Raw genomic sequence first — 14,133 nt, forward strand, 5'->3', positions numbered from 1 at the left:
CGATGCACACCTTTTCCGAGCTCGAACTCGACGCACTCACCGAAGCCTTCAACCTGTCCCTCGGCGAGGCGGCGGCCACCTTTTCGGCGATCGTGCACGAAGAGATCGAGCTATCGGTACCGACCATCGAGATCCTGTCCCGCGACGCCCTCACCGAACGCCTGACCCAGGGCCGGCCCGATAGCAGCAACGACCGCCTGTGTCGCATCAACCAGCGCTTCAATTCGGCCGACGGCTTTCAGACCGACGCGCTGCTGCTGTTCCCCGAACACGGCAGCCTCGAAATCGTGCGCCGCATGCTCGGCGACGATACACCCGTCCAGCACATCACCGAACTCGAGCAGGATGCCCTCGCCGAGATCGGCAACATCATCATCAACAGCTGCATGGCCAGCCTGGCCAACCTCTTCGGCACCGAGATCATCGGCTCGCTGCCGAGTGTGCAGTCGCGCAGCGCCGCCACGCTGCTCGACGACCGGGATGCCGACAGCGTGATCCTGGTGGCCCGCATCTCGATGAACATGGCGGCCCACAACCTGTCCGGCTTCGTGCTGTTCATCATGGACGTGCCGTCGATCACCAGCTTCATGGGGCAGATCCGCCGCCTGTTCCGCCTCCCCGGCCACGACGATCCACCACCCGCGCCATGACCGGCTTCCACTCCCTCCTCGCCGACTGCGTCGACATCGGTCTGATCCTGCTGAACCGGGAAGGGCGCATCTGCCTGTGGAACCGCTGGATCGAACAACGCAGCAGCCTCGACGCTGCCCGGGTTGTCCAGCTTCCGCTGGCCGAGGCCTTCGGCGCCCCGATCGATCCACGGCTGGCGCTGGTCGTCCGTGAAACCCTGGATTTCGGCTGGTCGGCCCGCCTGTCCCATGCGCTGCATCCGATGCCGCTGCCGCTCTTTCCGCCCGGCTGCAAGCAAGACGAAAGAGTCAAGCAGGCCATCGACGTGATCCCGGTGGACGTGGACGGCGTCCGCCACTGCCTGCTGCAGATCCGCGACGTCACCGAAACGGTCCGCCGCGAAGCGCTCCTCAAGCAGCAGGCGCGCCAGCTGCGCAGCGACCTCCAGCGCCTGTCCCGCGCCCAGGTCGAACTCCAGCACAGTGAGATGCGCTTCCGCGAACTGGCCCGCCAGGCCCCGGCCGGCCTGTTCGAGGCCGACAGCCATGCCCGCTGCACCTTTCTCAACGAACGCTGCGAGCAGATCCTCGGCCGCAGCCTGCCCGAGGTCACCGACATCCCGTGGCTCGACCTGCTGCCGCCCGGCGAGCAACAGCGGGTCCGGGACAGCTGGCGCCTGGCCGTCGCGTCGGCAACCCGCTTCGCCGAAGAATTCGTCTTCATCCGCCCCGACGACGGCAGCCGGCGCCGCATGCGCGCCGAGGCCGGCCCGCTGCGCGACGAACTCGGACGCATCAGCGGATTCATCGGCACCATGGTGGACGTCACCGAATTCCATGAGCGAGCCGTGCTCAACGAATTCCGCGCCAACCACGACAGCCTGACCGCGCTGATCAACCGGGACCGCTTCGACCGCCACCTGTGCGCCGCCATCACCGGAGCCGCCGAAAGCGGCGAGCGCGTCGCGGTGCTGTTCATCGACCTCGACGACTTCAAGCAGATCAACGACACCCACGGGCACCAGGCCGGCGACACCGTGCTGAAGACCATCGCCAGCCGCCTGCGCCGCACGCTACGCAACGAAGACCGGGTTGCCCGCTACGGTGGCGACGAATTCGCCGTGCTGCTCAACGGCGCCCATGACCGCCGGGCCCTCGACGGCGTCATCGCCAAGATCAAACGGGTCGTGGCCTTGCCGATCAACCTCGGCCACTGCCACGTACACATCTGCTGCTCCATCGGCCTGGCCATCTATCCCGATCACGGCCGTGATCCCGCCACGCTGCTGACCCACTCCGACAAGAGCATGTACAGCGCCAAGCGGCGCCACAACGATCCCCAGCGCTGAGGCAGGGCCATACGTCACGCAAGGCAGCCTGTGCTGGCAGATCAGCCAGGTCGGGCTCTCCCCCCGCGGATTCGCGGCGTGCAGGATCGAATTCACACCATGGGGTGACCACGCCACAACAGCCCCCCGGGGCACCACCAGCTGCTCAGACGGCCTGCGACGTCGATAAGGGGACCCGCAACGGCAGGCGCATTTCAAAGGTGCTGCCCTGCCCCGGCGTGCTGTCCACCGTCACCGTGCCACCATGGCGTTCAGCCACCGTCTTGACGATCAGCAGACCCAGGCCAACCCCGGACGGTTGCGCCGGCCCATCGCCACCAATGCGGCCAAAGCGCCTGAACAGGCGCGGTAGTGCTTCACGGGGAATACCAGCCCCTTGATCGCGAACGCGGATCAGCCAGTCACCGCCGTCGGCCTGCAGGCTCACACCCACGGTACTGTTCGGCGCGCCGTATTTGATCGCATTGGTCAGCAGGTTGATCACCGCCCGCCGCAACAGGGAGAAATCCCCGCGCACGATAGCCTCCTCACTGTCCGCCGCATGGGTGTCCACTTCGACGCGGATGCCTCGGGCGTGGGCTTGGGGCCACACTTCGTCGGCGGCCGAATCTACCAGGCCGGCCAGGTCGAGTTCGACGAAGTCCCGAGGATCCGACCCTTCCGCACGCACCAGGCGGAACAGGCCGTCGGCCAGATCCAGCGCCGAACGGGCATAACGGGCAATACGCGGGATCTGGGCCGCCTGCTGTTCCGGCGAGGGGCTGCACCCCTCGATGAGGGTCAGGATGGAAGCCAGAGGCGCCCGCAGATCGTGGGACAGGAAATGCATGGTGTCCTCGCGACTGCGCCGCGCCTCATGCATCACCGTCACGTCGGCCAGACCGATGACCCGTCCAGGTGGCGCCCCCGACTCAAGGGTCAGGTCAGCCACCGATACCAACAGACAATGCCGCTCACCGTTGCTCAGTTCAAACTGGCGGGCGCCCTTGAAACCTCCCAGGTCGGGCAGACCATCGCGCATCGGCAGATAGGCCGGCCATGGCAGCGCCCGTAGCGCCTCGAGTACCGCCTCGCCGTGACTGGCATGGAGCAGCAGGCGTGCCTGGCCGTTGTGCAGGATCACCCGATCATACGGGTCGATCACGACCACGCCGATCGGAAGATGCTCGAGCGTCGCCGCCATGAAACGGCGCACATCCCGCTGGTGCTGGGCAACCTGCCGGACGATGCCGATGCGCCGCTCCAGCGGATCCGCGCTGTGTGCCCCCACCGCTTTCAGTGGCTCACCGAAGGGCGTGCCCTCGCGCTCCAGCGCCACCAGCTCAGCATCCAGGTAGCGTTGCGCAGACTCCAGCCGCCGCCAACTCCACAAGGGATAGGCCAAGGCGCAGCCGAGCACTGCCGGCGCCGGGCCGAACCACCACCCCCCGACGTGAAGCCCGACAAAGGCCAGCACAACCGCCCAACCGCCGAGCAGGAAAGTGGCTATCAAGCCAGCGCTGGGACCGGCATGCAGCAGGAACAGCATCAGCAGCACCACGAGTACCGCCGCAACGGCCGCCGCCGCCCACGGGGACAGGGTCGTCACGGTGGCGCCACGACGCAGCGCATCGAAGACGTTGGCCTGCACCTCGATCCCCTGCATCTGCTGGAGCAGGCCGGAAGTCGGCGTCGGTACCGCCTCACCGAGGCCGGTGGCCGTCAGGCCGACGAACAGGATCTTGCCGCGCAGCGCAGCGTCCGGCACGTCACCGTTGAGCACGGCGCGAAAGGGATGATGGGTGTAGCTGCCCGGCGGCCCCGCAAAACGGATGTGCAGCCAGTCGGCCCGCTGCCACAGCACGTTGTCGAGCCCGTCGGCCAGGGGAGGTTCCCGATAGCGCTGCGCCGCTTCCGGCTCGACCAGCCGCAACAGAGCCAGCGCGAGGTGGGGATTGCGCGCGGCCCCGAAACCACCCCACAGATACAGGCTGCGCACGATGCCGTCCGGATCGAACTCCAGCTGGTCGTGCCCGATGGACGCGGCAGCATTGGCAAACAGCGGCAAGGGCAACTCCTCGCCCATTCCGGAGCCCCCCTGGTGCAGCGGCAGCACGACCCGCCGGAAATTCCGCATCGCCTGCGCCAGCAGACGGTCCCCCTCAGGATCGTCGCGACTCGCCGTTTCCAGCGGCAGATCCAGGACGACCGCTGCAGCCCCCGCCGAACGCGCCTGGTCGATCAACCTGGCGTACAGACGGCGCGACCAGGGCCAGCGTCCGACGCTTGCCAGGCTGGCATCGTCGATGGCGATGATCACCAGGTCGGAACTCGGTGGTCGCAGCCAGCTGGAAAGCGCATCGTCATAAAGTGTATGGTCGATACGCCACAACCAGCCCTCGCACGCCGACAATACCGCCAGCGCGACACAGAGGAACGTCACCGCCAGCCACTCGAGAGTGGGCCGGTGCAGGGAAGCGGTAACGCTTTTCAAGTCACGTCTCTTGATTGAAATGCGACCACTATATTAGTTTATTGTTTTACTCGAAGTGCAATACTTCCCAAACTCGATCTTCATGAACAAATTCGAGCCAAGCGGCATGCGATATTGTCAGATTTGCGCATTTATTGCATTTACCGGGTCGTACCTCCGGTCGCCAAGCGCTTTCATCGACTCATCTACAAAGGAGCAACCGTGAGCTTCATCGAGGAATTCAAGGAATTCGCCGTCAAGGGCAACGTCGTCGACCTGGCCGTCGGTGTGATCATCGGCGGCGCCTTCCAAAAGATCGTCGACTCCCTCGTCAAGGACATGCTGATGCCCGTCCTCGGTAAATTGCTGGGCGGCGTGGACTTCAAGCACTTCTATCTGAATCTTGGCGACAAGACCTACGAATCCATGGAGGCTGCCGAGAAGGCCGGCGCACCACTGTTCAAGTACGGCGTGTTCATCAACTCGGTGATCGACTTCCTGATCGTCGCCTTCGCGATCTTCGTGGCGATCAAGGCCATCAACAAGCTGAAGCGCGAGGAACCAGCCGCTGAATCAGCCGCTGTCGAGCCGCCGCCAGAACCGGAAGATGTGAAACTGCTGCGGGAAATCCGCGACGCGCTGAAGAAGTAGGCGCGTCGCGGCCCCTCGTCCCGCCCTCAATCGGGCGAGACGAGGGCGGACGGTTCGGACGGATCGATCCGCTCGAGGCGGTAGCCGAAATTGTAGGTAGGGGTCAGGCGGAAGCCGTTTTCCGGGCGCAGGTTCAGTTTGCTGCGCACGCGGCTGATGTGGGTATCCACGGTGCGCGTCGCGAGGGACGGGTTGCGCCCCCACACGGCCTCCAGCAGGTGACCGCGGGACAGCAGGCGGCCAAGGTTGCGGAACAGGAAGGCGGCCAGTTCGAACTCCTTGTCCGTGAGGTCCACACCGGTGCCGTCGATACCGAGAGTCTTCTTGGCCAGGTCGAAGTGGTAGAGACCCACCGTCAGCGTCTGGTTGGGACTCTTCGGCTGAGCGCGCCGCAACACCGCCTCGATGCGTGACAGCAACTCGATGCGCCGCGGCGGCTTGACCACATAATCGTCGGCTCCGGCGCTGAAGGCATTCGCGATGTCCTCCTCCGCGTCCCGCGACGTGATGAAGATCGCCGGCGTATCGTTGCTGCGCTCGACGCGCAGCCAGCGCAACACCTGTTCGCCGGTCAGATCCGGCAGCATCCAGTCCACCAGCAACAGGTCGAAACTCTCGCGACTTGCCACGCGCATGAACTCACGCGCCAGCGTGAAACCGTGCACGTCGTGCCCGGCCTCCTTCAGCCAGGCCGTCAGTACCTCCATCTGGGCTGGATCGTCCTCGATAATCGCAAATCGCACGCAGACCTACCTTTTTCTGAAATTGAAGCTCGTCGCCTGAAAACCGGGATGCGCCTGATGCTCAGGCGTAGTCACCCACGTAAGGATTGCTGTCACGCTCCTCGCCGAAGGTGGACATCGGTCCGTGGCCGGGAATGAATGACACATCGTTGCCCAGCGGCCACAGCTTGCCGCGGATGGACTTCACCAGATCTGCATGATTGCCACGCGGGAAGTCGGTACGTCCGATCGACCCGGCGAACAGCACGTCCCCCACCACCGCCAAGCGCGCCGTCGGGCTGAAAAACACCACATGGCCTGGTGTATGGCCAGGGCAATGCAGTACGTCCAGAGTTTCCTGCCCCACGGTCACCGTATCCCCGTCAACCAGCCAGCGATCTGGTGTGAAGGTCTCAACCTGCGGAAAGCCAAACATCTTGCTCTGCTGCTGCAACGCATCGATCCAGAAACGTTCTTCCTGCTCTGGCCCCTCCACCGGCACGGCCAGGCGCCGGGCCAGTTCGGCGGTACCGCCAGCATGGTCGATGTGGCCGTGGGTCAGCAGGATCTTCTCCACCGTCACACCCAACTGCTCGGCGGCGGCGGTAATCCGATCCACATCTCCGCCCGGATCGACAACCGCCGCCTTGCGGCTCACGTCGCACCACAGCAGGGAGCAGTTCTGTTCGAAAGGTGTGACAGGAACGATCTTGTATCGAAGCATGGTCGGGAAAACGGTCAGGTGATCTGAAAGGCTCCAGCGGCGCTCACCGCTGGGACGGCGACACCGAATGGGATTCGGTCAGTGCGATGTAGCGGCTGCGATCCTGTTCATAACGGGTACGAATGGCCTCGATGTCCCGCTTTTTCGCATCGATCACCAAACCCTGCGCAGCCAGTTCGCTGTCGGACTCCCGCAGCGCGGCAGCCAGACTGGGGGGCAACCCGCGCTTCTGGTAAAACTCCGCCTCGCGGGTCAGCCCGGTCCGCTTCTGCAGCAACTGGGCACGCACAGCCTCGGCCTGCTTGAGTTCCAGTTGCACGCCCTGAATCGCGCGATCCCGCCGCGCATCGATGTCGGCAACACTGGAGTAGGTTTCGAGCAGGGACTGGTTGCGGCGCTGCTCGGCCCGCAAACGGAGCTGTTCAGCCCGTCGGGCCCGGTCCTCGGCTTCCTTGCGTGCCAGTTGCTCGGGCGTCAGCGGCGCCTCTACCAGCCGACGCACGGTGCCCTGCGGGCTCATCTCCCGGTAGCTCTTGCCATAGCACTGGGCCGGCAACACATCGCCACATACCTGATGACCGTTGTCCGAGCAGCAGTATATGGTCCGGGAGGACGTCTGCGCGCCCACCGGCAAGGTCGCCAACAACGCACACAGCAGAGCCGGCCGTCGCATGGGGTCAGCGCTCTCCGCTCACGCCATAAGTGTCGCGGTAACGCTGCACGGCCTCCAGGTTGGCATTCAGCGCCGGACTGTCGGTCAGATAGGCGATCAGGTCGGTCAGGTTGGCCACCGCCAGCACCGGAATCCCATAGGCATCGCGTACTTCCTGCACTGCCGACAACGTACCGGTGCCACGCTCCATGCGGTCGAGGGCGATGACCACCGCCGACGGCGTGGCGCCGTGGGCCCGGATGATCTCCACCGACTCGCGCACCGAAGTACCGGCCGAGATCACATCATCAAGGATCGCCACACGACCGGCCAACGGCGCACCGATCAACGTGCCACCCTCGCCATGGTCCTTGGCTTCCTTGCGGTTGAAGCAGAACGGCAGGTTATGACCGCGCTCGGCCAGCCGCATCGCGGTACCGGCCACCAGCGGAATACCCTTGTAAGCCGGCCCGAACAACATGTCGCACGGCAAGTGCGCCGCCAGCAAGGTCTGCGCGTAAAAGTCGCACAGCTTGCCGAAGGACGCACCGTCGTTGAACAGACCGGCATTGAAGAAATAAGGGGAGAGACGGCCCGCCTTGGTGACGAACTCTCCAAACCTAAGCACGCCCTTGTCGCAGGAAAGGGCAATAAAATCACGGCTAAAATCCACGTCGTTTCCAAAAAAATGGACTAAATCAAACAAAATGTTACGCGTCGTCACCGCCAACCTCAATGGCATCCGCTCAGCCAGCGTGAAAGGCTTCCTCACGTGGCTCGGCCAACAGAATGCCGACGTCGTATGTGTACAGGAGTTGAAGGCTCAGGTGCCGGATCTTACGCCCGAAATGAGCACTCCAACCGACATGACAGGATACTTCCATTGCGCGGCCAAGAAAGGTTACAGCGGCGTCGGCATCTACACCCGCCGGACACCTGACCGTATCGTCGAGGGCCTGGGTCACGAAGAATTTGACCTGGAAGGCCGTTACCTGCAGGCCGACTTCGGCAACCTGTCGGTCGTTTCCCTGTACCTTCCGTCCGGCTCCAGCTCCGAAGAACGCCAGGCCGCCAAGTTCCGTTTCATGGACCTTTTCCTGCCGCACATGGCCGAACTGCGCGCCAGCGGGCGTGACGTGGTGATTTGCGGTGACTGGAACATCGCCCACCAGGCCGTCGACCTCAAGAACTGGCGCTCCAACCAGAAGAACTCCGGCTTCCTGCCCGAAGAACGGGCCTGGCTGAGCCGCCTGTTCGACGAACAGGGCTGGGTGGACACCTACCGCCGCCTCCATCCCGAGGCCACCGACGCCTGCTACACCTGGTGGTCCAACCGCGGCCAGGCCTGGGCCAAGAACGTAGGTTGGCGGCTTGACTACCAGATCGCCACACCAGAACTTGGCGCCCGCGCGGTACGCAGCGCTGTGTACAAGGACCAGCGCTTCAGCGACCACGCCCCACTGACCGTCGACTACGACCTACCCTTCGCCGGCTGATCCCGTCGCCCCCAAGGGGGGCGGAACGTTTTATCAATAGTTATTAATTATCAGAATTCTTTAAATAATCAATTTCAAGTATTTTTCCCGCCGCCATACCATGGTCTCCATCGAATCCCGATCGACACGACAACCATCAGGAGAACCATCATGGCAAACCCCTTCCACAATCCTGCCTCGGCCACCATCCAGAACCTCGAAGCCGCATTCGCCGGCGAATCGATGGCTCACATCAAGTACCGCTATTTCGCCAAGCTTTGCCGCGAAATGGGCGACGAGGAAACCGCCAAGGCCTTCGAAGCCACGGCCGACCAGGAAGTGATGCACGCCTTCGGCCACCTCGACCTGCTCTACCCGAAGGCCAAGATGAGCCCGGCCCGCGCCTTGCAGTTCGCCATCGAAGGCGAGACCTACGAGTACACCGAAATGTACCCGGCCTTCCGCCACACCGCGGTCGCCGAAGGCAACGATGCGGCGGTGCAGGAGATCGATGAGCAGATCATCGAGTCGAAGGAGCATGCGGAGCAGTTCCGCGCCGTGCTCGAAAAGGCCGCCAAGCGCTTCGCCGCCCTGGCCAAGGTCGAGGAACGCCACGCCGCCCACTACCAGGCCGCCCTCGACAAGATCGGCGCCTGAACCCAACCCCATTCAATCCCAGCATTCAGACCAAAAAGGAAAGCGCACCATGAAAACCTACCAGTGCATCGTTTGCGGCTTCATCTACGACGAAACGGCCGGCCTCCCCGACGAAGGCATCGCCCCCGGCACCCGCTGGGCCGACATCCCCGACGACTGGGCCTGCCCCGACTGCGGCGTCGCCAAGTCGGACTTCGAGATGGTCGAGATCTGACCATGCCCGTCCGGGCGGCGCGCCTTCCCAATCTGCTCCCCACCGCGCCGCCCCACCAGCCCATTTCGCGAGGACCTACCGATGCCCCACCCCGACTTGCCCATCCTCATCCTCGGCACCGGCCTCGCCGGCTACAACCTGGCCCGCGAGATCCGCAAGCTCGACAAGACCGTCCCACTGGTGCTGGTCAGCCGCGACGCGGCGCCCTTCTACTCCAAGCCGATGCTGTCCAACGCGCTGGCCGGCGGCAAGACCGCCGAGTCGCTGGTGATGAAGAGCGCCGACCGGATGGCCGAAGAACTCGGCGCCCGCATCCTCGCCCACACCCAGGTCGCGTCCATCGACACGACGGCGCGTCAGGTGTCTTTCAGCAACGGCGAACAACTGGCCTACCGCGACCTGGTGCTGGCCGTCGGCGCCGACCCGATCCGTCTGCCCCTCGATGGTGACGGCGCCGCCGACGTGCTGTCGGTCAATGATCTCGACGACTTCGCCCGCTTCAGCGCCCGCCTCGACGGCGTGCAGCACATCGCCATCCTCGGTGGCGGCCTGATCGGCTGTGAATTCGCCAACGACCTGCTGGCCCGCGGTATCGCGCCGACGGTACTCGACCCCGCCCCGTGGCCCCTCGGCCGCCTGCTGCCGGAAGCCGCCGGACACTGGTTCCAGCAACGCCTCGAAGCGGCTGGCGTCCGCTTCCGCATGGGCACCGCGGCGCGCAGCGTCGCCCGACAGACCGACGGCTATCGCCTCGAACTCGACGACGGCAGCAAGCTCGATGTGGACCTCGTGCTGTCGGCGGTCGGCCTGCGCCCCCGTACCGATATCGCTGCAACGGCGGGGCTTGCCACCCAGCGCGGCATCGTCGTGGACCGTCGCCTGGCCACCAGTGCGCCGCATGTCTACGCGATCGGCGACTGCGCAGAGGTGGACGGCCTCAGCCTGCCCTTCGTGATGCCGATCATGCAGCAGGTCCGGGCGCTGGCCCAGACCCTCGCCGGCACCCCGACCGACGTGCGCTACCCGCCGATGCCGGTGCTGGTGAAGACCCCCGCAGCCCCCACGGTGGTCGCCCCGCCCGCCGCCGGCACGGAAGGCACGTGGCAGGTCAATGGCGACAGCGACGGCCTGGCGGCCCGCTTCATCGCCCCGGACGGCAGTCTGCGCGGCTTCGCGGTGCTCGGCAGCGCAACCGCCGGCAAGCAGGCATTGACCGCCCAGTTGCCGCCCACGCTGGGCTGACGGGCGCCGCCCTGCCGACGGCCAGGAGTTGACCGCATCATGTCGATCGACTAAATTCAGTCGATTGATTAACTTAGTCCCCCGGAAGCATGGACACGGCTTCCAGGGGGTGTGCACCATGACCGCCACCTCCGCCCATCAGCCGACCCGTGCCGACGGCATCCTGGCCCGTCGCCGTCTGCTGGAAGCCGCGCTGCCGCTGTTCGCCGCCAAGGGCTACCAGCAGACCTCGACCCGCGAGATCGCCGATGCCGCCGGCGCCAACCTGGCCGCCATCAACTACTACTTCGGCGACAAGGCCGGCCTCTACCGAGCCGTGTTCAGCGAATCCCTGTGCGCCGACGCCAAGGTCCCACCCCTTGACGCGGCCGCCGAGCTGCCGCTGGAAATCGTCCTGGCCGGCTTCTTCCTCGACTTCCTGATCCCGCTGAAGAACGGCGCACCGGTGGACCTGATGATGCGCCTGCACTTCCGCGAGCTGCTCGACCCAAGCGGTGTACTTGGGCAGGAGCACGACGCCAAGCTGGCCGCCCTCTACACTGGCCTCGCCGGCCTGCTGGCCCAACATCTGGGCCTCGCCGATATGGACGCCGACATCCAGCGCCTGGCTCACTCCATCATCGGCCTGGCGCTGCCTTACTACGTCGCCCGCGACCTGATCGATCGGGTCAGCCCCGCACTGCTGGCCGATGCGACCGCCGTCGACACTCTCGCCGACCGGCTCGCCGGCTACGCCCTGGCGATGATCACCAACGAACAACAGCGCCGCCAGGCAGGGAGCACCCCATGAACCTGCGCCAGCACACTGCCGCCACCCTGCTGACGCTGCTCGGCCTGTCTGCCTGTAGCGTGCTGCCCCGCGTAGGCCCCGACTACCAGACGCCTGCAATACCCGCCCCCGCCGGCTGGCAGGCCCCGCAGCCCCACAACGGCCAGATCGCCGAACTCACCGACTGGTGGCGGCGCCTCGACGACCCGCTGCTGCCCGAGCTGATCGACGCCGCCGAACGGGAAAGCGCCAGCCTCGCCCAGGCCCGCGCACGCATCGCCCAGGCCCGTGCGTCCGCCGTGGCAGCCGACGTTGCCGGCCTGCCTACCGTTGATGGCAGCATCGCCGCCAAGCGTGCGGCCTTCACCTTCGGCGCCCCGACCACCTTCCAGACCACCCGCCAAGCCTCCGTGATGGCCAACTGGGAGATCGACCTGTTCGGCGGCCTGGCCCGCGACCAGCAAGGCGCCGAAGCCCGCCTCGCGGCCAGCGCCGCCCGCTGGCACGCCGCCCGCGTGTCGGTCGCCGCCGAGACCGCCGACGCCTACCTGCAGCTGCGCTACCAGGAACGCCGTCTGGCCCAGGCCGAAGCCGACGCCGCCTCCCGCGCCACCACCTTTGAACTCACCCGCAAGCTCGGCAGCGCCGGCTTCAACGCCCCCGCCGACGTGGCCCTCGCCAGCGCCAGCGCCGCCGACGGCGCCGCCTCGGTGGCCGACCTGCGCGCCGCCCGCGACCGCCAGATCAAGGCCCTGGTCGCCCTCACCGGGCTCGATGAAGCCGAGCTGCGCCGCCGCCTCGCCACCGCCAGCGGGCGCTTCCCGACACCTGCTGCCTTCGCCATCGACACGCTGCCGGCCCGCCTGCTCGCCCAGCGCCCTGACGTTGCCGCCGCCGAACGGGATCTCGCTGCCGCCAGCGCCGCAATCGGCAGTGCCGCCGCCGAGCGCTACCCACGCCTGACCCTGGCCGGCTTCTTCACGCCGATGCGCCTTAACACCAACGGCCAGCACACGTCCGCCACCACTTGGTCGATCAGCCCGACGCTGGCCATGCCGCTGTTCGACGGCGGTCGCATTACCGCCAACGTGGAGGCCGCCCGCGCCGACTACGCTGCCGCCGAAGCGGCCTACCGCCAAGCCGTGCGCAATGCGGTCAGCGAAGTCGAACAAGCCCTCGTACGCCTCGATGCCGCCGCCACCCGCGAGGCGGACGTACGCCGCACAGCCGCCGGCTACCGCCAGGCCTACGGCGCCACCGAGGCCCGCCAACGCGCCGGCTTCGCCAGCCTGCTCGAACTCGAAGACGCCCGCCGCACCCTCCTCGCCGCCGACACCACGGTGGCCGGCTGGGAGCAGGAACGGGCCTCGGCCTGGATCGCCCTGTACCGGGCCATCGGTGGGGGCTGGAACGCCGCCGATACGGCCACCCCTCAAGCTCCCTCCCCGGACGACGCCCGATGATGTCCCTCCGCGCCCCCCTCATGGCCAGCCTGCTGGCCGGCCTGCTGACCGCCTGCTCCTCGGAAGCCCCACCGCCCGAGACGGCCAAACCCGCAGCCGGGCCCGCCAAACCGGCCCTCGCCGTCACCACCGTCAGTCCTGAAGGCCGCGACCTACCCCGCGGGCTGGTCGCCAACGGCAGCGTCGCCGCCTGGCAGGAAGCCTCCATCGGCGCCGAATCCGGTGGCCTCCGTCTCGCCGACGTGAAGGTCAATGTGGGCAGCCCGGTCAAGCGCGGTGAACTCCTCGCCGAGTTTACCGCCGACGTCCCCCTCGCCGAACAGGCCCAGGCCCGCGCCAGCCTCGCCGAAGCGGAAGCCGCGCTACAGGAAGCCCGCGCCAACGCGGCCCGGGCCCGTTCGGTCGAAGCCAGCGGCGGCCTCAGCCCCCAGCAGATCCAGCAATACCTGACCGCCGAGGCCACCGCCGACGCGCGCCGCCAGGCCGCCCGCGCCAGCCTCGCCAGCGCCGACCTGCGCGTGCGCCACACCCGCGTGGTGGCCAGCGACGACGGCGTGATCTCTTTCCGCGCCGCCGGCGCCACCGTCGGCGCAGTGGTGCCCCAGGGCCAGGAACTGTTCCGCCTTATCCGCCAGCAGCGCCTCGAATGGCGGGCCGAAGTCCCGGCCGCCGAGCTGGCCCGCGTCCGTGTCGGCCAGCCGGTGCAGCTCACCGCCCCCGGCGGCGAGCGGGTCACCGGGACGGTGCGCACGCTGGCCCCCACCGTCGATGTGCAGAGCCGCAACGCGCTGGTCTACGTCGATCTGCCGGCCGCCGCCGGCAAGGGAGTCAACGCCCCCTTCAAGGCCGGCATGTTCGCCCGCGGCGAGTTCACGCTGGCCGCCAGCCGCGGCCTGACGCTGCCGCGCCAGGCAATAGCCCTGCGCGACGGCTTCAACTATGTGTTCCGCATTGGCGACGGCAACCGCGTCGTGCAGACCAAGGTCGAGGTCGGCCGGCGTGACGGCGAACGCGTCGAGATCCTCTCCGGCCTGCCCGCCGACGCACGGGTGGTGGCCAGCGGCGCCGGCTTCCTCGACGACGGCGACCTGGTCCAGGTAACGGCGCCGGGGCCCCAGGCCCCGAGCAAGTGAG

The 14,133-nt window shown here is 66.6% G+C and carries 15 protein-coding genes; 10 read left to right on the plus strand and 5 right to left on the minus strand.

Going from position 1 to position 14,133, the window contains the following annotated elements:
• The first annotated feature begins 2 nt into the window (after positions 1–2).
• Positions 3–650 (plus strand): hypothetical protein, encoded by a 648-nt coding sequence (locus tag AC1PQG_RS24155; RefSeq protein WP_481120276.1) that lies wholly within the window; start codon positions 3–5, stop codon positions 648–650.
• The gene (locus AC1PQG_RS24160; protein ID WP_481120277.1) at positions 647–1,978 is read left to right on the plus strand and encodes a diguanylate cyclase domain-containing protein; all 1,332 of its coding nucleotides are present in this window, start codon (positions 647–649) and stop codon (positions 1,976–1,978) included. The genes AC1PQG_RS24155 and AC1PQG_RS24160 overlap by 4 nt, the downstream gene beginning before the upstream one ends.
• A 145-nt stretch (positions 1,979–2,123) precedes the next feature.
• Here the strand turns inward: AC1PQG_RS24160 and AC1PQG_RS24165 are convergent, their stop codons facing one another.
• Positions 2,124–4,451 carry a CHASE2 domain-containing protein gene (locus tag AC1PQG_RS24165; protein ID WP_481120278.1) on the minus strand — a complete coding sequence of 776 codons (2,328 nt, stop codon included), beginning with the start codon at positions 4,449–4,451 and terminating at the stop codon, positions 2,124–2,126.
• A 201-nt stretch (positions 4,452–4,652) separates the two neighbouring features.
• Between AC1PQG_RS24165 and mscL the strand changes: the two genes are divergently transcribed.
• Complete coding sequence (gene mscL, locus AC1PQG_RS24170; protein WP_481120279.1) at positions 4,653–5,081, plus strand: large conductance mechanosensitive channel protein MscL; 429 nt, start codon at positions 4,653–4,655, stop codon at positions 5,079–5,081.
• Positions 5,082–5,107: 26 nt separating this feature from the next.
• Here mscL and AC1PQG_RS24175 read toward each other — a convergent pair whose 3' ends face one another.
• From AC1PQG_RS24175 to pyrE, 4 genes are all read right to left on the minus strand, one after another.
• Positions 5,108–5,824, minus strand: coding sequence for a response regulator transcription factor (locus AC1PQG_RS24175; RefSeq protein ID WP_481120280.1), 717 nt, complete (start codon positions 5,822–5,824; stop codon positions 5,108–5,110).
• Between the two features lie 61 nt (positions 5,825–5,885).
• Positions 5,886–6,527, minus strand: a complete 642-nt coding sequence (locus AC1PQG_RS24180) for an MBL fold metallo-hydrolase (protein ID WP_481120281.1) — start codon at positions 6,525–6,527, stop codon at positions 5,886–5,888.
• A 43-nt stretch (positions 6,528–6,570) separates the two neighbouring features.
• On the minus strand, positions 6,571–7,200 hold the full coding sequence (locus tag AC1PQG_RS24185; protein ID WP_481120282.1) for a hypothetical protein: 630 nt from the start codon (positions 7,198–7,200) through the stop codon (positions 6,571–6,573).
• 4 nt (positions 7,201–7,204) lie between these two features.
• Positions 7,205–7,852 (minus strand): orotate phosphoribosyltransferase, encoded by a 648-nt coding sequence (pyrE, locus tag AC1PQG_RS24190; protein ID WP_481120283.1) that lies wholly within the window; start codon positions 7,850–7,852, stop codon positions 7,205–7,207.
• A 34-nt stretch (positions 7,853–7,886) separates the two neighbouring features.
• On the opposite strand from pyrE, the gene AC1PQG_RS24195 reads away from it, so the two are divergent.
• From AC1PQG_RS24195 to AC1PQG_RS24225, 7 genes are all read left to right on the plus strand, one after another.
• On the plus strand, positions 7,887–8,675 hold the full coding sequence (locus tag AC1PQG_RS24195) for an exodeoxyribonuclease III (protein WP_481120284.1): 789 nt from the start codon (positions 7,887–7,889) through the stop codon (positions 8,673–8,675).
• Positions 8,676–8,825: 150 nt separating this feature from the next.
• Positions 8,826–9,311, plus strand: coding sequence for a rubrerythrin family protein (locus tag AC1PQG_RS24200; protein WP_481120285.1), 486 nt, complete (start codon positions 8,826–8,828; stop codon positions 9,309–9,311).
• Positions 9,312–9,360: 49 nt separating this feature from the next.
• Positions 9,361–9,525, plus strand: a complete 165-nt coding sequence (locus AC1PQG_RS24205; protein WP_079434560.1) for a rubredoxin — start codon at positions 9,361–9,363, stop codon at positions 9,523–9,525.
• Between the two features lie 81 nt (positions 9,526–9,606).
• Positions 9,607–10,767, plus strand: coding sequence for an NAD(P)/FAD-dependent oxidoreductase (locus AC1PQG_RS24210; protein ID WP_481120286.1), 1,161 nt, complete (start codon positions 9,607–9,609; stop codon positions 10,765–10,767).
• A 118-nt stretch (positions 10,768–10,885) separates the two neighbouring features.
• Positions 10,886–11,557: a CerR family C-terminal domain-containing protein gene (locus tag AC1PQG_RS24215; protein WP_481120287.1), complete on the plus strand. Its 672-nt coding sequence runs from the start codon at positions 10,886–10,888 to the stop codon at positions 11,555–11,557.
• Positions 11,554–12,999 (plus strand): efflux transporter outer membrane subunit, encoded by a 1,446-nt coding sequence (locus AC1PQG_RS24220; protein ID WP_481120288.1) that lies wholly within the window; start codon positions 11,554–11,556, stop codon positions 12,997–12,999. The genes AC1PQG_RS24215 and AC1PQG_RS24220 overlap by 4 nt, the downstream gene beginning before the upstream one ends.
• Positions 12,996–14,132 carry an efflux RND transporter periplasmic adaptor subunit gene (locus AC1PQG_RS24225; protein WP_481120289.1) on the plus strand — a complete coding sequence of 379 codons (1,137 nt, stop codon included), beginning with the start codon at positions 12,996–12,998 and terminating at the stop codon, positions 14,130–14,132. Before AC1PQG_RS24220 ends, AC1PQG_RS24225 begins: the two co-directional genes overlap by 4 nt.
• Position 14,133: the final 1 nt, after the last annotated feature.

It is taken from the genome of Zoogloea sp. GDB6 (assembly GCF_056724105.1).